This is a genomic window from Flavobacterium hercynium, assembly GCF_002217285.1.
In the GTDB taxonomy this organism is placed as follows: Bacteria; Bacteroidota; Bacteroidia; order Flavobacteriales; family Flavobacteriaceae; genus Flavobacterium; species Flavobacterium hercynium.
Genome location: NZ_MUGW01000009.1, coordinates 90,861 through 110,958, shown reverse-complemented (window position 1 = coordinate 110,958; position 20,098 = coordinate 90,861). Strand labels below are relative to the sequence as shown.

The following is a 20,098-nucleotide window of genomic DNA, read 5'->3' as shown; positions in this document are numbered from 1 at the left end:
CTTTAGTTTGGGACAATAAAAAAAGAGTTTGCATTGCAAACTCTTTTTTTATAATAAACGCTATGTACTAAAAACTACACATCATCAAAATCTATATAAATAGATTCTGAAGTTGGGTGAGCCTGACAAGTTAAAATTAAACCGGCAGCAATTTCTTTATCAGTCAAAATAGAATTTTTTACCATTTCTGCACTTCCGGAAGTTACACGCGCTAAACAGCTGCTGCAAATTCCGCCTTGGCAAGAATAAGGAGCATCGATTCCTTGTTTTAAAGCCGCATCAAGGATAGTTTGTTTTTGAGACATTTCAAAAGAAACTTCATCGTCATCAACTAAAACAGTAATTTTTGTATGTCCTTCTAAAGAAGTTTTGATTTCATTTTCCTGAGATGAAGAAGTAAAAAGTTCAAACTTAATAGCTGATTCTTTTACATTTTTTTCTTTCAGAATTTCAGAAACCGTATTGATCATTTCTTCCGGTCCGCACAAATAGAATTTATCAAATGCTAATTCTTTGTGTTTATTGTTCAACACAAAATTTACCGCAGATTTGTCTATTCTGCCAAACAAAGCATTTTCAGCTTTAGCCTGACTGTATACATAATGTACAAATAAACGTCCAACATATTGTAATTGCAGGTCATGCAATTCCTGATGAAAAATGGTTTCGTCAGTTGTTTTGTTTCCGTAAACTAAAACAAAGGTACTTTTAGGCTCGCTTTTTAAAACAGATTTCAGGATAGAAAGTACAGGTGTAATTCCACTTCCGGCAACAAAAGCAGCGTAGTTTCTTTGTCTTTCAGCATCTGGTTCAAAGGTAAATTTTCCTTCCGGCTGACCTACTTCAAGAACATCACCGGCTTTTAATTTGGTATTGGCAAATTGAGAAAACAAACCATTTTTCACTGCTTTAACTGCAATTCGTAATTCATCACTTTCAGGAGAAGAACAAATAGAGTAAGCACGCCGAATCTCTTGATTGTCAAGGGTTAATTTTAAATTTATATATTGTCCAGCAATAAACTTATAATCTGATTTTAGTTCATTAGGAACATTAAAAAGCACAGAAACCGCATCAGCAGTTTCACGTTTTACCTCTTTAATTATTAATTTTAAGAATGAAGGCATGATTTAATATTTTATGCAAAAGTAGCAAAGAGCAAGTAATTGTGAGGCACTAAATAATTATTTTTAACTTTTTTTGTAACGTTTTCTTACATTTGATCTCTTACTGCTAAATCAAAACCATCATAATGATTAAAAAATTTATTTATCTTGAAAATAAAGCCTTTTTACGATCGGCTTCATTTGGCGCAAATTTGGTAATGAAGATTATAATAGGTTTGCTGATGCTCTATTTCTCGATGATTTTTATCGGTATGGGAATCGGCGTATTTTATATTCTCAAAAAGATGAATCTTGAGCCGTTAAGTATTATCAATAAATTTTTGATTTACTATCTACTATTTGATCTCATAGTTCGATTACTGCTTCAGGCAATTCCTGTGTTGAATATAAAGCCACTTTTGGTTCTGCCGTTTAAGAAAAATACAATCGTACATTATGCTTTAGGGAAGACATCGTTGAGTTTTTTTAATATTATACATGCACTCTTTTTCATTCCGTTTTCTATTGTTTTAGTGTCGGAAGGATACAATGTAACGGGTGTAATTTTTTGGCATTTGGCTATTTTTTCCTTGGTCTACATCAATAATTTTTTGAATATTATTTTGAGTAATATCGATAAATTCTTTATTTTTTTTATTGCTCTAATTGTAGGTTTAGGTGCAGCACAGTATTACAATTTATTTGATATCACCAGTTTTACAGCACCGGTTTTTCAAAATTTTTATGAGCTAAAAGGTTTGTTTTTAGTTCCTGTTTTGTTGCTCTTACTTTTGTATGGTTTTACTTTTAAATACTTTAGAAAGAATTTATTTCTAGACACCGGACTTTCTCAAAAGGCAGATGTTGCTACTACTGAAAATCTTAGCTGGCTGAATCAGTTTGGAAGTTTGGGAACTTTTCTAAAAAATGACATCAAATTAATTAAAAGAAACAAGAGGTCAAAAATGACTATCATAATGAGTGTTGTGTTTTTGTTTTACGGCTTTCTTTTTTTTGGTAATCCCTTTCATTTATATGTAAATATTCTTGCGGGAATATTTGTTTCAGGCGGATTTTTATTTGTCTTTGGACAATTCGTACCAAGCTGGGACAGTTCATATTATCAATTGATGATGACCCAAAATATACCGTATCGCGGTTACATTATGTCAAAATGGTGGCTCATTGTTATTGTTACATTTATCTCCACACTATTGGCTTCTTTCTATCTTTTTTTCGGATGGGAAACATATCTGATCATTGTTATTGGTGCGATCTACAATATAGGTGTAAACTCTCATTTAGTGCTTTTAGGTGGTGCCTTTACCAAAACACCAATTGATTTAAATTCAGCCGGAGGTGCTTTTGGCGACAAAAAAGCATTCAATATAAATGCGATGTTACTGGCAATACCAAAAGTTGCTTTACCTGTAGCATTGTATGCCGGAGGATTTTATTTAGGAGATAAAACACTGGCTTTGTCATTAGTTGGAGGAGCAGGAGTTTTGGGTTTTATTTTTAGAAACAAAGTTTTTTCCATCATTGAAAAAAAATACAAAAGCGAAAAATACAGTACGATAAGTGCTTATAAACAAAAGAATTAATTAGATAATTTTTGCTAATTGAATCTAGAATCACCAATCTAAAATCTACAATTACAATGATACAAGTACATCAGATTTCAAAAAAATACAACCAGACAACCGTTTTAAATATTGATTATTTAGAAATTCCAAAAGGACAAAGTTTTGGATTAGTAGGAAATAATGGAGCAGGAAAAACGACTTTTTTTAGTTTATTGCTCGATTTAATTCAACCCTCAACAGGGCATATTACAAGCAATGCAATTCAGATAAATACAAATGAAAACTGGAAATCGTTTACAGGTTCTTTTTTAGATGAAAGCTTCCTGATCGGATATTTAACTCCTGAGGAATATTTTTATTTTGTTGGAGATTTACGTCACCAAAACAAAGCAGACATTGATGTTTTTTTAATGCAGTACGCTGAGTTTTTTGATGGAGAAATCCTGAATAACAAAAAATACCTGCGTGATTTATCTAAAGGAAATCAGAAAAAAGTTGGAATTATAGCAACGCTTATTGGAAATCCGGAAGTTGTTATTCTCGATGAACCGTTTGCGAATTTGGATCCCACAACTGTTAACCGATTAAAAAAAATAATAAAAGAATTAGCAGAAAACCCAAACTGTACAGTTTTAGTTTCAAGCCATGATTTACAGCATACTGTCGAGGTTTGTGATAGGATCGTAGTCTTAAGTAGAGGTCAGATTGTGCGCGATATTCAAACCTCAGAAGAAACTTTGCAGGAGCTCGAATCGTTTTTTGCCTTATAATTTTATGTAGTATCAAAAAGAAGCGTATTTTTACAAGTCATTATACTAAAAATCCTTTTTAGAAGTTAAAAGGTTTAAACTCTTTTCTATTGAAAAAGAATACTCTAAAATATAGTTTTACCTTGGTGTTTCTGTTTTTTTTGATAGCTTGTTCTACCAAAAGGAATACTTTTCTAGCAAGAAACTCTCATGCATTAAGTACAAAATACAACATTTTGTATAATGGTGGTATTGGGTTAGATAAAGGATTACAATCCATTCACGCTGATAATCACGACAATTTCTGGGCATTGCTGCCGATAGAAAAAATTCAGATCGACGAGAATTTCAATGATGAAAAGAAAGCCAAAAATCCTGATTTTGAAAAAGCAGAAACAAAAGCGATAAAAGCAATTCAAAAACACTCCATGAATATTGGAGGAAGAGAGGTAAACTCCCAAATAGATGAAGCTTACTTAATGCTGGGAAAAGCAAGATATTACGATCAGCGTTTTATTCCGGCTCTCGAAGCATTCAATTATATTTTATATAAATATCCTAACAGCAGTAATATTTATACAGCAAAAATCTGGCGCGAAAAAACCAATATGCGCTTAGGAAATGATGCTATTGCGATAAAAAATATGAAACTGTTATTGAAAAATACAGATGTAAGCAAACAAACTTTCTCTGATGCCAATGCTTTGCTGGCAGAAGCTTTCTTAAATATTGAAGAAAGAGATAGTGCTGTCGCGAAACTAAAAGTAGCCGAAGAATTTTCGAGAATAAATGAAGAAAAAGCCCGATACCGTTTTATACTTGGACAAATGTATCAGGAAGCAGGGCAAAAAGACAGCGCAACATATTATTATGATGGCGTTATAGACATGAACAGACGTGCTGATAGAAAGTACATGATGCATGCGTATGCCAACAAAGCGCAAATGTATGATTACGAAAATGGCAATGACACGATATTTTTAAAGACCTATAATAAATTAATTAAAGATCGCGAGAACAGACCTTACTACGATGTTTTACTTTTTGAAATGGGAATTTTTTATGATAAAAAAGAACAACACGAAGAAGCATTAAAATTCTACAATAAATCACTGGCAAGAAAATCACAAGATTCGTATTTAGTTGCGTCGACGTATCGAAATATTGGAGACATGTTTTTTAAAGATAAGAAATATTCGATGGCGGCTAAGTACTATGATAGTACGCTGGTTAAATTAAATCCTAAAACAAGAGAGTACGCGTTTATTGAGAAAAACAGAAAAAATCTTGACGATGTTATCAAATACGAAGCCATTGCAACTCGCAATGATAGTATCATTATGGTAAAAGGTTTGCCCGAACCCGAAAGAAAAACTTATTTCGAAAAATATATAGCCGAGCTAAAAAAGATAGATGAGGCAAAACGCATTAAAGAAGAGAAAGAAAGAGAAAGGTTAGCCAACATAGAGCGAAATACAAATTCCGGTTCAGAGCCAACCGCTGTAAATCCAAACTCTTTAGGAAAACCATCCTCTGATCCTGATGGTATTGTTCCGCCAGGAGGTAAACCAGGAAATGCAGTAGGAAGCATATTCTATTTTTATAATCCAACAACGGTTGCTTACGGAAAACTACAATTCAAAAAAAATTGGGGCAACAGAACGATAGGAACCAATTGGAGATTAGGAGCATCAAAAGGTGGAAATAATTCCGCGTTAAATGATTCTATTAGCAGAATACAAGATTCATTAAGTGCTATAAAAGAAGAAGTTGTACTTGAACAATATACAACCGAGTTTTACGAAAAACAACTTCCAACTACTCAGGTTGCGATGGATAGTATTGGCAAAGAACGCAATTTTGCCTATTATCAATTAGGACTTATTTACAAAGAAAAATTCAAGGAGTATGATTTGGCAAGCGGTAAATTAGAACAGCTGTTACAAAATAATCCAGAAGAAAAATTTATTTTGCCGGCGATGTACAATTTGTATAAGATTTATCAAATTACAAATCCATCAAAAGCAGAGCAAATAAAGGCAAATATTACGAAGACATATCCAAATTCGCGATATGCTTATATTCTAAATAATACGAATAAAGAAGATTTGGAAGCCGCCGAAAAAGAATACCAAAGGTGGTATAAACTTTTTCAGGAAGAACAATATGACGTAGTGCTCGATAGTATCGACAGTGTAATAAACCAATATACAGGTGATGAAATTGTATCTAAATATGAGTTGCTAAAAGCCAATACTTTAGGAAAAGTAAATGGATTGGCAGCTTACAAAAAAGCGATGGAATCAGTTGCTGATAATTATCCAAATAGTGATGAAGGAAAAAATGCACGTGAAATTTTAGAGAAACAAATTCCGGCATTAGAGAAAATTGATTTCACAGCCGTTGATGTTAAAAATTGGAAAGTACTGTATAAACTGCCTCGTGAGGATACTAAAACGGCGCAATATATTGAAGACGCGATCAAGAGATTTTTATCATTAGAAAATTTCATGAGACTTAAAACTTCTATAGACAGGTATAATAAAACAGAAAACTTTGTAGTTATTCATGGTATGCAATCTGAGGCGTATGCTCATGATGTTGCCGGTGTTTTGAAAGATGACAAAAAATACAAGATAACACATCCGGCAATTATTATTTCGAGTGAAAACTATCAAGTTATTCAAATGAAGAAAAATATTGAGACTTATATAGCACCCAAAAACCCATAATATCATGTTTGACAAAGGAAAAAAAAACGGCACAGAACTTTTAGGAAAAACAAATAGAATCGAAGACGGCACATCAATTATTGGTGATATCGTTTCTAAAGCTGATTTTCGACTAGACGGTGAGTTAGTAGGAAATTTTACATCCCAAGGAAAATTGGTTATTGGAGTTACAGGAAAAGTAAAAGGCGAAATAATTTGTAATAACGCAGATATCGAAGGAGTATTTCAGGGAAAAATAAAAGTTTTAGAAATACTTAATATAAAAGCTACGGCACAAATTCACGGAGAAGTTGCTGTTGGTAAATTATCTATTGAACCTGGAGCCGATTTTACAGCTACTTGTACGATGTTAGCAAATGATAAAGAAGTAAAAGAAGTAATAGTAAAAAATGGAAAAGGAGCCAAAGCAGAATCAGAGGAATAAATGGATTGCTCTGATTAATATTCCTGTTCAGATGGGAGTAATTATTTTTCTGTTTTCTTATTTTGGGACATGGCTAGATGAAAATCATCCAAGTCCCAAAGTATATTATAATACCATTTTTGTAATGATTGGTGTTGGACTCGCTTTGTATAATGTAATTAGACAGGTTAGCGACATCAACAAAACAAAGTAAGCGATCTTAAAACAGCTTTAAATAAATGTTGCATCTTTGCATAAAATTATTTCAAATGTTTTTACAAAATTACAAACCCTTTTTACGATTATTCATTTTTGCTTTAGCAGCCTGTGTTATACATAAAGTAGCTTTTTTAGTTTCGAATATTAATGTTCAGAACTTTTATTACAGTATAGAATTTTTGTATTTAATTTTTTTCGGATTATCCGCATCATTATACCTTATATTATTAATAGTAAAAAAGAAGAATTTTGAAGTTGTGGGAATGGCTTTCTTATTTGGAACTTTTACACAAATGTTACTTGGATACCTCATTTTGAGACCAATTTTGGATATTAAATCTGAAGAAGTCATGATTGAAAAAATGAGTTTTTTTGTAACATTTATTTTGTTTTTGTTATTTCAGACGCTTTTAACTATCCGATTATTAAATGAAAAGCGTTAAATTATCGATTCTGTAAAACAACGTTTAAAAATAATTTTTCATATCCTTTTGAATATTAATAAAAAATGTACCTTTGCACCAAATTTTAGAAACGTAAAAAAATAAGATTTTTAACAGATATGGTCATTTCAAACAAACCTCTTAAATTTATTCTTGCCGCTTTAGTAGCTTCTCTACCAATAATGAGTTTTGCAAACTCAGAGAATGACACTACGCATGTACACAATGAGGCAGCTCATGAAGTACAAGTAGCGTCACATGATAAGCACGCAGAAGAAGAGCATGTAGCACAAGATCCAAAAGCAAAAGTGGACGCTTTTATTGATCATCACTTACAGGATTCTCATGATTTTATTTTCTTTTCAGATGATAAAGAAAATAAACACTATGGTTTTCCATTACCGGTTATATTAATCGATGGTGGTTTGAAGATTTTTTCTTCTTCAAAATTACACCATGGTGAAGCAGTTGCAGAAGTTGACGGAAACTTCTACAAATTAGTTCACGGTAAAATTTACAAAACAGATGATGCTGCCGGTATCATTTCTTTTGATGAGCACGGACATCCTAAAAACGAAAAACCATTAGATTTTTCTATTACAAAAAATGTAGTGTCAATGCTTTTTGTTGCAGTACTATTATTTATAATGTTTACTGGATTAGCAAAATCATATAAAAAAGGACCAATCCCAACAGGATTTGGACGCGTATTAGAGCCACTAATTATTTTTATCAGAGACGAAATCGCTGTTCCAAATATTGGAGAGAAAAAATATAGAAAATACATGGGTTACCTTTTAACTGTATTTTTCTTTGTGTGGTTGTTAAACTTATTAGGTATGACTCCACTAGGAATTAACGTAACAGGAAATATTGCAATAACAGTTTGTTTAGCAGCATTTACTTTTATCATTACTCAATTTAGTGCGAACAAAGATTATTGGGGACACATTTTCTGGATGCCGGGAGTTCCTGTTCCAATGAAAATTATTTTAGCTCCAATTGAGGTTTTAGGAACATTGACAAAACCATTTGCATTATTAATTCGTTTGTATGCAAACATTACTGCAGGTCACGTAGTAATTATGAGTTTGATCGCTATGATTTTCGTAGGTAAAAATTTAGCAGCAGATTTGCCAATCTCTATGGGATTGACATTGTTTATCTCTGTTATTGAAGTTTTAGTTGCGTTTTTACAGGCTTTCATTTTTACAATGTTATCATCATTATTTATTGGTATGGCAGTTCAGGATCACGATCATGCACACCACCATGAAGATGAAACAGCAATTATTTAATTTAGAAGTTTAATTTTATATATATAAATACTTATGGGAACAATTCCAACTTTAGTAGGTGCAGGTTTAGTAGTAATCGGTGCAGGTTTAGGTTTAGGTAAAATCGGTGGATCTGCTATGGACGCTATTGCTCGTCAACCAGAAGCTGCTGGTAAAATTCAAACTGCGATGATTATTATCGCGGCTTTATTAGAAGGTTTAGCATTTGCTGCTTTAATCTTAGGAAAATAATAAAGAAGAAAATAACAACATCTTTAACGGTTGGTTAAAGGTGTTGTTACCTTTTAAAAAGAAATTAAATATTTAATATAGTTATAAAATGGATAAGTTAATTAACGATTTTTCATTCGGTTTATTCTTTTGGCAAGCTTTCATCTTGTTGGTTTTAATTTTGCTTTTAGTAAAATTTGCCTGGAAACCAATTATGGAATCTATTACAGCAAGAGAAGAAGGTATTAAAGATGCATTGCTTTCTGCAGAAAATGCAAAAAAAGAAATGCAAAATTTACAAGCGGATAATCAAAGAATTTTGAATGAAGCTCGTGCAGAACGTGACGCGATGTTAAAAGAAGCTCGCGAAATGAAAGAGAAAATGATTGCTGATTCTAAAAACGAAGCACAAGAGCAAGGTCAAAAAATGATCGAGCAGGCAAAAGCGGCTATCGAAAGTGAAAAAAATGCAGCTATGGCTGAATTGAAATTACAAGTTTCAACTTTATCATTAAGCATTGCTGAAAAATTGTTGAAAGAAGAATTATCTAACAAAGAATCTCAAACTAAATTAGTGGAGAAAATGTTAGGTGACGTAAAGCTAAACTAATATTATGGCAAGTACAAGAGCAGCAATTCGTTATGCAAAAGCAATTCTGGACTTAGCAAACTCTAAAGGTGTTGCCGAAGCAGTTAATAACGATATGAAGTCAATTGCTACGGCAATTGAAACAAGTCAGGAATTGAGTACCTTTATTCAAAACCCAACAACAAAAGTTGAAGTTAAAGAAAGTGCTCTTTTAGAAGTTTTTGCAGATGTAAATGGCGTAACCAAAGGTTTGTTTCATTTATTGTTTGAGAATAAAAGATTTGAAATTCTGGAAGCTATCGCTTTAGAATATAAAAAATTATTTGATGAGAGCAATGGAGTTGAAGTAGCAAAAGTTACAACAGCAATTGCAATGGATGCAGCATTAGAAGCTAAAGTTTTAGCTAAAGTTGCTACATTATCAGATAAAAAAGTAACAATAGAAAATATCGTAGATCCATCAATTATTGGAGGATTTATTTTAAGAATAGGTGATCAACAATACAATGCATCTGTTTCAAACAGATTGCAGGTATTAAAAAGAGAGTTAAGTAATTAGTTTTATTACACATAAAAGTGTCTAAATTATAAATTAAGATGGCGGAAATCAAACCTGCTGAAATTTCAGCAATATTAAGAAAGCAAGTAGAAGGTTTTGAATCTGGTGCTACGCTAGAAGAAGTAGGAACAGTACTTCAAGTTGGAGACGGTATTGCTCGTATTTACGGGCTATCGAATGTACAATATGGTGAGTTAGTTGAATTTGATAACGGACTTGAAGCTATTGTATTGAACCTTGAAGAAGACAATGTTGGTGTGGTACTTTTAGGACCATCAACTGGAATCAAAGAAGGATCAACAGCAAAAAGAACTCAACGTATTGCTTCTCTTAAAGTAGGTGAGCAAATGGTAGGACGTGTAGTGAACACACTTGGTTTTCCAATTGATGGAAAAGGACCAATTGGTGGAGACTTATACGAAATGCCTTTAGAAAGAAAAGCACCTGGTGTTATCTTCCGTCAGCCAGTAACGGAGCCATTACAAACAGGAGTAAAAGCAGTAGATGCTATGATCCCGGTTGGTCGTGGACAACGTGAGCTTGTAATTGGTGACCGTCAAACAGGTAAATCAACTGTTTGTATCGATACAATCTTAAACCAAAAAGAATTTTACGATGCAGGAAAACCTGTATTCTGTATATATGTTGCAATTGGGCAAAAAGCTTCAACTGTAGCAGGTATTGCTAAAATGTTAGAAGAAAAAGGTGCAATGGCTTATACAGTTATTGTTGCAGCTAATGCTTCTGACCCAGCTCCAATGCAAGTTTACGCTCCTTTCGCAGGTGCTGCAATTGGAGAATATTTCAGAGATTCAGGTCGTCCGGCTCTTATTGTTTATGATGATTTATCTAAACAAGCAGTTGCTTACCGTGAGGTATCTCTTTTATTAAGAAGACCACCGGGACGTGAAGCATATCCTGGAGACGTTTTCTACTTACACTCTCGTTTATTAGAGCGTGCATGTAAAGTAATTGCTGATGATGGAATTGCTAAAAACATGAACGATTTACCAGATTCTATCAAGTCTATCGTAAAAGGCGGTGGTTCATTAACTGCTTTACCAATTATCGAAACTCAGGCTGGTGACGTATCTGCATATATCCCAACAAACGTAATCTCGATTACAGATGGTCAGATTTTCCTTGATGGAGATTTGTTCAACTCTGGAGTTCGTCCTGCAATTAACGTAGGTATCTCTGTATCTCGTGTTGGAGGTAATGCTCAGATTAAATCAATGAAAAAAGTTTCAGGAACTTTAAAATTAGATCAGGCTCAATTCCGTGAATTAGAAGCTTTCGCTAAATTTGGTTCTGACTTAGATTCAGTTACTTTAAACGTAATTGAAAAAGGTAAAAGAAACGTTGAAATCTTGAAACAAGGTTTAAATGATCCTTATACTGTAGAAAATCAAGTTGCTATTATTTACGCTGGTTCTAAAAACTTATTAAGAAACGTTCCTGTAAATAAAGTAAAAGAGTTTGAAGCAGATTTCTTAGCTTACTTAAACAGTAAACATAAAGATACGCTTAACGCTTTGAAAGCTGGTAAATTAGATGACAACATTACTGATGTTATCGAAAAAGCAGCAAAAGAAATTTCAGCAAAATATAACTAATTAGATAATTAGTAAATTAGATAATTAGAAAATGTTTTATCATATTTCTAATTATCTAATTTTCAAATTGTCACATTTTCTAATTAATAGATGGCAAATTTAAAGGAAATCCGTAATAGAATTACTTCCGTTTCATCGACGATGCAAATTACATCGGCTATGAAAATGGTTTCTGCAGCAAAGCTTAAGAAAGCACAAGATGCAATCACTGCAATGCGCCCTTATGCCGAAAAATTAACAGAGTTGTTGCAAAACCTTTCTGCTACACTTGATGGTGAAGTTGGAGGAAATTACACAACACAACGTGAAGTAAAGAAAGTATTACTTGTTGCTATAACTTCAAACAGAGGTTTATGTGGAGCATTTAATACCAATATTATTAAGGAAGTTAAAAATCGTTCTGCTTTTTATGCAGGAAAACAAGTTGATGTTTTTCCTATTGGTAAAAAAGGAAATGACGTACTATGTAAATCTTTTAAAGTTCATGGTCATCATAACGCAATTTTCGATCATTTAACTTTTGATAACGTTGCTGGAATTGCTGATAACTTAACGGAGAAATTTTTATCTGGAGAATACGACAGAATCGAATTAATCTACAATCAGTTTAAAAACGCAGCTACACAAATTGTTCAGACTGAGCAGTTTTTACCTTTAGCTCCAATTAAATCTGATATACCGGTTTCTGGTGGAGATTATATTTTCGAACCTTCAAAAGAAGAAATTGTGTTGACTTTGATTCCAAAATCATTAAAAACACAATTATACAAAGGTATTCGTGATTCATTTGCTTCAGAACACGGAGCACGTATGACAGCAATGCATAAAGCAACTGACAATGCAACTGAATTAAGAAATCAATTGAAATTAACTTACAATAAAGCACGTCAGGCTGCAATTACTAATGAAATCCTTGAGATCGTTGGTGGAGCAGAAGCTTTGAACGGGTAATTTATTTAAGATATACAAAAAAAGGACCAACATTGTTGGTCCTTTTTTTATGCTTTTATTTTTCAGTTTAAATCAAAAAAAGTTATAAAATGGTGATTCCCGATTTAGTCAAAAATCGGGAATCAATACCATTTTATAAATTTATAGAACAACCTTAAAAAGTTGCAATGCTTTGTCTTTCATGGGAACAAACTAGCTTTATTAGTCCCAATGCTCTGTTTTTGTAGGGTTACAGTACAGCAGAATCAATCCCTTGTGCTTTGTCTTTTGTGGGAACAAACAAGCTTTATCAGTCCCATTGCTTTCTTTTTTATAAGGGTTGTATACTAGCTTTTCTCAATCCCTGTTTTACAAATTTACGGAGATACTGTTAAAGAAATGTTACATAATTTTTGATATGAATTTATATATTTCACATGTGCAATGTATTGAAGGTTATAATTATAGACTGTAAAAAAAATTAAGTATTTTTGAATTCTATTATTTACTACAATGAAACTACAGCTAAAAGACCTTACCACAATCGAAGAAATGGTGGAACAAATTGATACAATGCGATTTCTGTATCCCAATCTTTCAGAAGAAAAGTACAGAAGTTATCTTTCTGAAATGGTTCCGCACAATTATAGTCAGATTGGTGTTTTTGAAAATGAAGTTTGTCTGGGGATAACCGGATGTTGGTCTGCTACCAAATTATGGACAGGTAAATATTTAGAGATTGATAATTTTGTGGTTAATCCCAATTTTCGCTCCAAAGGAATTGGAAAATTGCTAACAGATTATATAGAACAAAAAGCTATTGATCTGGGATGCAGCAGTATTGTACTAGATGCTTTTACAGCGAATTTTGCAGCACATCGTTTTTACTATAATCAAGGGTACGGGCCGAAGGGATTTCACTTCGTCAAAATTATTGATGAGAAAAAATTAACAATATAAAAATTAACCTAAGTTTTTTTATTGATTCAACAAAAGCAATAATTAACGAAAGAAATGGTTATTTTTGTTAAAGAAACTTTTTTACAAATTTATTTTGGGATTATATAAAAATCTATTCAAACAAACCGCTATTTACGGACTGGCAACTGTTTTACCACGAATGCTGAGTTTTTTACTGGTGCGTTTATATACCGGTATTTTACCAACTGCAGAATATGGAGAAGTTTCCATTGTTTTGTCGTGGATGGTTTTCTTTAATGTTGTGCTTTCATACGGAATGGAAACAGCCTTTTTTAGATTCTACAGTGCTGAGGAAGACAAAAAGAATGTAATTGCTACATCTACAATATCTATATTCTGGTCATCAATAATATTCCTGTTTGTAGCTTTAATTTTTAGAAACACACTGGCAAGTTTAGCCGAAGTTGATACGCAATATATTACCTATTCTATTTGGATTTTAGTTTTAGATGCTTTGGTATTAGTACCATTTTCTAAACTTAGAGCAAACCAGCGACCAATGGTATATGCCGCAATAAAAATTGGAAATGTCGTAATTAATTTGCTGCTTAATTTATTCTTTTTGATATACTTACCAAAACTTGCCGCTTCAAATGTAGATTCTATTTGGGATAGCTTGTATATCGAGAATTTTCAAATCGCCTACATTTTCATTGCAAATCTATTGGCAAGTTTAGCTACGTTTATTGTACTTTCTCCAAATTATCTGTTCTTAGGTAAAAAGTTCGATCCTGTACTTTGGAAAAAAATGATGAAATACGGTCTGCCAATTTTAGTTGCAGGACTTGCATTTGCAGTAAACGAGCATTTTGATAAAATTCTATTAGGTTATTTATTGCCTGAAAATCTTGCAAAGTCTGAGGTTGGTGCATATTCTGCCTGCTACAAACTGGGATTGTTTATGGTTTTATTTGCCACCGCATTTAGATTAGGTATAGAACCTTTTTTCTTTAGCCATGCTAAAAATGCAAATGCACCACAAACGTATGCAGTAATTACTAAATATTTCGTGATATTAGGATCGCTAATTTTGTTAGGTGTAATTGTTTTCGCCGATGTTTTAAAATTTCTTTTGCTCGATAACAAATCCTATTGGGAAGCAATGAAAGTAGTTCCGCTAATTATTTTGGCAAACTTCTTTTTAGGAATTTATAACAACTTATCGGTTTGGTATAAATTGACCGATAAAACAAAAATTGGAGCTTACATTTCAATTGTTGGAGCTATTGTAACATTGGTTTTAAACTATCTATTAATTCCAAAATACAGTTACTACGGTTCTGCCATTGCAACAATATCAGCTTATGGAAGCATGATGTTAATATCGTATGTTTTAGGAAACAAATATTATCCGATACCATACGATATGAACAAAATTGGAGCCTATTTAGGAATCTCAATTGTATTTTCTGCTGTTTCTTTTTATGGATTCAGAGAAAATTATTTTGTTGGAATTCCGTTATTATTAGTCTTTATGTATTTTGTGTACCATAATGAAAAACAAACAATCAAAGGAATTATGAATAAAAAGTAGTCTTGAGTTTTAATTCAGTTTTACTTTTTGATCTTTTAAAATAGAAATGAAAATACAAATAATCAATAAATCACAGCACGCTTTACCCAACTACGAAACAATTGCTTCGGCAGGAATGGATTTACGTGCCAATTTAACAGCATCAATTACGCTTAAACCTTTAGAAAGAACCATTGTAAAAACAGGTCTTTTTATTGAATTACCAATCGGGTATGAAGCACAGGTTAGACCAAGAAGTGGTTTAGCAGCTAAAAAAGGAGTAACAGTTTTAAATTCTCCGGGAACAGTAGACGCAGACTACAGAGGAGAAATAGGTGTAATTTTAGTAAACTTATCAAACGAAGAATTCGTAATTGAAAACGGAGAAAGAATTGCACAATTAATTATTGCAAAACACGAAAGAGCTGAGTGGATTGAAGTTGAAGAACTTTCAGAAACATCACGAGGCGAAGGCGGATTTGGCAGTACAGGAGTAAAATAAAAATTTAATAATTTAGAGATTTAAGGATTAAAAGATAACCTACCCTCTTTTTAATTCTTTAATCTTTCAATAGACAGAAACATGAAAATAATCGTTCCAATGGCAGGTCGAGGTTCTCGATTAAGACCACATACTTTAACCATTCCAAAACCATTAATTCCAGTTGCAGGAAAAACAATAGTACACCGTTTAGTAGAAGATATCGCTAAAATATTAAAACAACCTATTGAAGAGGTTGCTTTTATTTTAGGAGATCCTGCTTTTTTTGGTGATGATCTTGTAGCAAGTTTAGAAGAACTGGCACAAAGTCTGGGAGCTAAAGCAGCTATTTACCGTCAGGATTTACCATTAGGTACAGGTCACGCGATTATGTGTGCAAAAGAATCTTTGTCAGGACCAGCTGTAATTGCGTATGCAGATACATTAATCAGAGCTGATTTTGAATTAGATCCTACTGCTGATGCGGTAATTTGGGTAAAACAAGTAGAACACCCAGAAGCATTTGGTGTTGTAAAATTGAATTCGAATAATGAAATTATCGAATTGGTAGAAAAACCAAAAGAGTTTGTAAGCGATGAGGCTGTAATCGGAATTTATTACTTTAAAGAAGTTGGAGATTTAAAAAAGGAACTTCAGGGAGTTTTGGATAACAATATTCAAAACGGTGGAGAATACCAAATCAACGACGGAATCAAAGCAATGATGGCTAACGGAAAAATTTTTAAAACCGGAAGTGTTGATGAATGGATGGATTGCGGAAACAAAGATGTAACGGTTGAAACCAATTCAAGAATGCTTGGATTTTTGCATAACGACGGTGAACATTTAGTAGACTACAATGTTACATTAGAAAATGCAACGATTATTCCACCTTGTTATATTGGAGAAAATGTAGTGTTGAAAAACACAACAGTAGGACCAAATGTTTCTTTAGGAAAAGGATGTCATGTAACAGATAGTGTTATAAAAAACAGTTTAGTTCAGACTTATTCTCAAATAAAAAACGCTAACTTAGACAATGCAATGATTGGAAACCATGTTGTATACGACGGAAAGTTTACCAATATTAGTATTGGAGATTATTCTGTTTTAGAATAAGCTGTAATTATAAAATTGCTTTTTGTTTAAAAAATGAAATTATAAAAGGATGAAAAAAGGAGTTTTGCTATTTTTATTTATCACCATGCTGGGCAATGTAACTTTGGTTACAGCGCAAACGGCACCGGAAGATATTGCTATGGCAACAGATGAATATGAAGACTCTTTTTATGAATCATTAAAACAAAAAGGAATTGAAAATTATGACAAGGCTATAGTTGCACTGGAAAAATGCATTAAACTAAAACCCAATGATGCGGTCGCTTACTTTGAATTAGGTAAAAATTATTTAGCATCAAAGCAATATAGAAATGCACAGGATTCTTTTGAAAAAGCAACGCAATTAGATCCTAAAAACAAATGGTACTGGCTTGGCATTTATGATGTTAGTTATGAAACCAAAAATTATCCTTTGGCGATAGAAATCATTCAGAAAATTATTCCGTTTGATGAAGAGTACAAAGATGATTTGATATCATTATATATGATAACCAATCAGCAGGACAAAGCACTTCTGACAATTAATGAAATGAATGAAAAGTTTGGTAAATCGCAGGAACGCGAACATTACCGACAACAAATTGTATCGCAGGGAAAATATAAAAACAGTGAGATCACCAGTTTAATTGATAAGATCAAAAAAAATCCGAAAGAGGAATCGAATTACATCAGCTTGATTTTTTTATACTCTAAAGCTGACGATACAGAAAAGGCATTAGATGTAGCAAAGCAATTGGCAAAGGAAATTCCAAATTCAGAATGGGCGCACGTAAGTTTATTTAAGGTATATCTTGATGAGAATAAAGCTGATAAAGCCATTAAATCGATGCATATAATTTTAGCAAGTCCAAAAATGGATGCTAAAATAAAACATCGTACCCTAAATGAATTTTTAATTTATGTGAATAAAAATCCGCAGTATGCTCCGGAATTAGAAAAAGCAATTGGGTATTTTGATAACGATCAGAATGTAGCTGTTGCAAAGGAAATTGGGAAATTTTACCACAGTAAAAATCAGTTTGAAAATGCGATAAAGTATTATGAAAAAGATTTAAAATCAAATTCAGATACCGATCGCGAAACCAATTTGTTATTGCTTGAAGCTTACACTCAGTCCAATCAATTTCAGCCTTTGACAGAAAGAGCGATGGCAATGATTGAAGTTTATCCAAGTCAGCCACAGTTTTATTATTATGCAGGTTTGGGCAGCAATCAGTTAAAGCAATTTAAAAATGCTAAAACGGTTTTAGAAATGGGACTTGATTATGTGGTTGATGATATAGATTTGGAAGCCAAGTTTAACATACAATTAGGAGAAGCTTATAATGGTTTAGGGAATGCTGCGAAAAAAGAGGAATACTTTTTGAAGGCAAATGCGTTAGTGAAGAAAAAAAAGTAAAAGACTAAAATTAGATGAAAAAATATATAGCGATAGCGATTGTTTCAGTTTTTATGATTTCCTGTAAATCGAAAGCTGTTGCAGTACAAAATAATACAACAACTGTTGAAGCAAAGAAAGACAATAAAGTAATCGAAAAGCATTACGAGAATAAACTAAACTTTTCTACAGCTTACATAAAAGCAAGTGCAAAATACGCTGATGAAAAACAAAGCAACAATGTTACGGCTGAAATTAGAATCGAGAAAGACAAACAAATCCTGGTAAGTGTTCGTTTTCTTGGGATAACAATGGCGAAAGCTTTAATTACTCAAAATTCAGTAAGTTATTACGAAAAAATAAACAGTACGTATTACGAAGGCGATTTCACCAGTTTAAGTAAGTGGTTAGGAACAGAATTAAACTATGCAAAAGTTCAGAATTTGTTGTTGGGAGAAGCTTTAGATGATTTGCGTAATGGAAAATATACACAGACAATTGTAGATAATCTTTTTAGTTTAGAAGATACGACAGAAGCAAACTTAAAGAAAACATTCTTTTTGGATCCGGAGAAATATTTGGTACAAAAAGAACAAATTGCACAACCGTCTGAAAATAGATTGTTAGAAATAAAATATTCAAACAGTAAAGTTTTTGATCAGGGAATAATTCCAACAGCAATAGAAATCAATGCGATACAGCCGAATGGAAAGACAGATATTAATTTAAATTACAATACAATTTCATTCAACGAGGAACTTTCTTTTCCATATAGTATTCCAAGTGGGTATAAAAAAATTATAATTAATTAAATTTGTAAAAAGAAAACATACACATGCCTAAATTTCTCCTTAGCCTATTTTTTATCTGTGCCTCTACCTTTATGTGGGCGCAAGATTCGCAGCAAGAAAAATTGGAACAACGTAAAGCTCAGATTCAACAGGAAATTAGAGATAACGAAAAAATGTTGCAGTCTGTTAAGAAACAGGAAAAGTCTGCTGTAAACGTTTATATGATTCAGGCTAATAAAATCAAGCTGAAAGAAAAGCTAATTCATACTACAGAAAGACAGGATAAGCTTTTGAGCAATGACATGTATATTAACCAGGTTAAGGTAAATAAACTAAAAAAGGAATTGACGATCTTAAAAGATGATTATGCTAAAATGATTTTAAAATCATACAAAAGCCGTTCAGAGCAAAGTCGTGCCATGTTTATTTTATCTTCTGAGAGTTTTTTACAAGCCTATAAGAGAGCACAATATCTAAAACAATATACTACTTTTAGAAAAAATCAAGGTTTAGAAATTCAGTCTAAGTCGGCAGAATTACTTGATTTTAATAACAAACTGGATGGACAGCGAAAGGTTAAGAAAAAAATTATTGCTGAAAACGAAAAAGAGCGTGTAACCTTAGAAGTAGAAAAGAAAGAACAGCAAAAACTTGTAAACTCTCTTAAAAAAGACAAGAACAAAATTATTGCTGATACAAGAAGCAAACAGCAGGAATCAAAACGAATAGACAAACAAATTGATCGTTTAATTCGTGAAGCAATTGCAGAGGCTAATAGAAAAGCAGCTCTTGAAAAAGCAAAAGAAAACCCGGGATCAACAGCTTCTACTGCTCCAGTTTCTTCGTCTAAAATTGCTTTGACTCCGGAAGGTAAAATTCTGGCAGCAGACTTTAAAGCCAATCGTGGTAAATTGCCTTGGCCGGTTGAAAAAGGATTTATTTCATTAGAATATGGAGATCAGCCACACCCGCTATATCCGTCGTTGACTGTTCATAACTCAGGAGTTGAGATCACGACAGAATCAGGTGCCAATGCAAGAGCAGTTTTTGAAGGTGAGGTTTCAAGTATTATGGTTTTGTCTCCAATCAACAGAGCAGTTATGATTCAGCATGGGGATTATTTTACAGTATATCAAAACTTAAGTCAGGTATTTGTAAACAAAGGAGATAAAGTAAACATTAAACAAAGCATCGGAAAAGTAAGAACGAGCGGTGATACCGGAAAAACAGTAATTAAGTTTTTGATTCTTCAAAATACATCAAACAACAATCCGGAAGGATGGTTACAAAACAAATAAAACAAAGGGAGCGTAATAGCTCCCTTTTTTATGCTTCTATTTTTTAGTACTAATTGTAATTGTTCAATTGAAATTGTTACTATTGAAATTTAAAAAT

Annotated in this window: 20 protein-coding genes; 19 read left to right on the top strand and 1 reads right to left on the bottom strand. The window is 32.7% G+C overall.

Annotation, left to right across the window (positions count from 1 at the left end; all coding sequences use genetic code 11):
• Positions 1-74 precede the first annotated feature (74 nt).
• Positions 75-1,127 carry a ferredoxin--NADP reductase gene (locus B0A66_RS05100; protein ID WP_089048778.1) on the bottom strand — a complete coding sequence of 351 codons (1,053 nt, stop codon included), beginning with the start codon at positions 1,125-1,127 and terminating at the stop codon, positions 75-77.
• 125 nt (positions 1,128-1,252) lie between these two features.
• Between B0A66_RS05100 and B0A66_RS05095 the strand changes: the two genes are divergently transcribed.
• The 19 genes from B0A66_RS05095 to B0A66_RS05005 all read left to right on the top strand — a co-directional run bounded on the left by B0A66_RS05095 (position 1,253) and on the right by B0A66_RS05005 (position 20,001).
• Positions 1,253-2,710: a DUF5687 family protein gene (locus tag B0A66_RS05095; protein WP_089048777.1), complete on the top strand. Its 1,458-nt coding sequence runs from the start codon at positions 1,253-1,255 to the stop codon at positions 2,708-2,710.
• A 56-nt stretch (positions 2,711-2,766) separates the two neighbouring features.
• Positions 2,767-3,462 carry an ABC transporter ATP-binding protein gene (locus tag B0A66_RS05090; RefSeq protein ID WP_089048776.1) on the top strand — a complete coding sequence of 232 codons (696 nt, stop codon included), beginning with the start codon at positions 2,767-2,769 and terminating at the stop codon, positions 3,460-3,462.
• An 89-nt stretch (positions 3,463-3,551) separates the two neighbouring features.
• Complete coding sequence (gene porW, locus B0A66_RS05085; protein WP_089048775.1) at positions 3,552-6,173, top strand: type IX secretion system periplasmic lipoprotein PorW/SprE; 2,622 nt, start codon at positions 3,552-3,554, stop codon at positions 6,171-6,173.
• A 4-nt stretch (positions 6,174-6,177) separates the two neighbouring features.
• Positions 6,178-6,597: a bactofilin family protein gene (locus tag B0A66_RS05080; RefSeq protein ID WP_089048774.1), complete on the top strand. Its 420-nt coding sequence runs from the start codon at positions 6,178-6,180 to the stop codon at positions 6,595-6,597.
• A complete protein-coding gene (locus B0A66_RS05075) occupies positions 6,563-6,790 on the top strand; it encodes an AtpZ/AtpI family protein (RefSeq protein ID WP_089048773.1) in 228 nt (75 codons plus the stop codon). Before B0A66_RS05080 ends, B0A66_RS05075 begins: the two co-directional genes overlap by 35 nt.
• A gap of 55 nt (positions 6,791-6,845) precedes the next feature.
• Positions 6,846-7,238, top strand: a complete 393-nt coding sequence (locus B0A66_RS05070; RefSeq protein ID WP_089048772.1) for a hypothetical protein — start codon at positions 6,846-6,848, stop codon at positions 7,236-7,238.
• A gap of 119 nt (positions 7,239-7,357) precedes the next feature.
• Positions 7,358-8,536 carry a F0F1 ATP synthase subunit A gene (gene atpB / locus B0A66_RS05065; protein ID WP_089048771.1) on the top strand — a complete coding sequence of 393 codons (1,179 nt, stop codon included), beginning with the start codon at positions 7,358-7,360 and terminating at the stop codon, positions 8,534-8,536.
• Between the two features lie 33 nt (positions 8,537-8,569).
• A complete protein-coding gene (atpE, locus tag B0A66_RS05060) occupies positions 8,570-8,767 on the top strand; it encodes an ATP synthase F0 subunit C (RefSeq protein ID WP_008465835.1) in 198 nt (65 codons plus the stop codon).
• An 88-nt stretch (positions 8,768-8,855) separates the two neighbouring features.
• Positions 8,856-9,356, top strand: a complete 501-nt coding sequence (locus tag B0A66_RS05055; RefSeq protein WP_089048770.1) for a F0F1 ATP synthase subunit B — start codon at positions 8,856-8,858, stop codon at positions 9,354-9,356.
• 4 nt (positions 9,357-9,360) lie between these two features.
• Positions 9,361-9,894 carry an ATP synthase F1 subunit delta gene (atpH, locus tag B0A66_RS05050; RefSeq protein WP_089048769.1) on the top strand — a complete coding sequence of 178 codons (534 nt, stop codon included), beginning with the start codon at positions 9,361-9,363 and terminating at the stop codon, positions 9,892-9,894.
• A gap of 38 nt (positions 9,895-9,932) precedes the next feature.
• On the top strand, positions 9,933-11,510 hold the full coding sequence (gene atpA, locus B0A66_RS05045) for a F0F1 ATP synthase subunit alpha (protein ID WP_053472983.1): 1,578 nt from the start codon (positions 9,933-9,935) through the stop codon (positions 11,508-11,510).
• 90 nt (positions 11,511-11,600) lie between these two features.
• The gene (gene atpG, locus B0A66_RS05040) at positions 11,601-12,461 is read left to right on the top strand and encodes an ATP synthase F1 subunit gamma (protein WP_089048768.1); all 861 of its coding nucleotides are present in this window, start codon (positions 11,601-11,603) and stop codon (positions 12,459-12,461) included.
• 492 nt (positions 12,462-12,953) lie between these two features.
• A complete protein-coding gene (locus tag B0A66_RS05035) occupies positions 12,954-13,400 on the top strand; it encodes a GNAT family N-acetyltransferase (RefSeq protein WP_089048767.1) in 447 nt (148 codons plus the stop codon).
• A 94-nt stretch (positions 13,401-13,494) separates the two neighbouring features.
• Positions 13,495-14,955, top strand: coding sequence for a lipopolysaccharide biosynthesis protein (locus tag B0A66_RS05030; protein ID WP_089048766.1), 1,461 nt, complete (start codon positions 13,495-13,497; stop codon positions 14,953-14,955).
• 46 nt (positions 14,956-15,001) lie between these two features.
• Complete coding sequence (gene dut / locus B0A66_RS05025; RefSeq protein WP_089048765.1) at positions 15,002-15,436, top strand: dUTP diphosphatase; 435 nt, start codon at positions 15,002-15,004, stop codon at positions 15,434-15,436.
• Positions 15,437-15,517: 81 nt separating this feature from the next.
• Complete coding sequence (locus tag B0A66_RS05020; protein ID WP_089048764.1) at positions 15,518-16,534, top strand: sugar phosphate nucleotidyltransferase; 1,017 nt, start codon at positions 15,518-15,520, stop codon at positions 16,532-16,534.
• Positions 16,535-16,583: 49 nt separating this feature from the next.
• Entirely contained in the window at positions 16,584-17,933 is a 1,350-nt protein-coding gene (locus tag B0A66_RS05015) for a tetratricopeptide repeat protein (RefSeq protein ID WP_089048763.1), read from the top strand.
• A 14-nt stretch (positions 17,934-17,947) separates the two neighbouring features.
• Positions 17,948-18,724: a DUF4292 domain-containing protein gene (locus B0A66_RS05010; protein ID WP_089048762.1), complete on the top strand. Its 777-nt coding sequence runs from the start codon at positions 17,948-17,950 to the stop codon at positions 18,722-18,724.
• Between the two features lie 23 nt (positions 18,725-18,747).
• Positions 18,748-20,001 (top strand): murein hydrolase activator EnvC family protein, encoded by a 1,254-nt coding sequence (locus tag B0A66_RS05005; RefSeq protein ID WP_089048761.1) that lies wholly within the window; start codon positions 18,748-18,750, stop codon positions 19,999-20,001.
• The last annotated feature ends 97 nt before the right edge of the window (positions 20,002-20,098 follow it).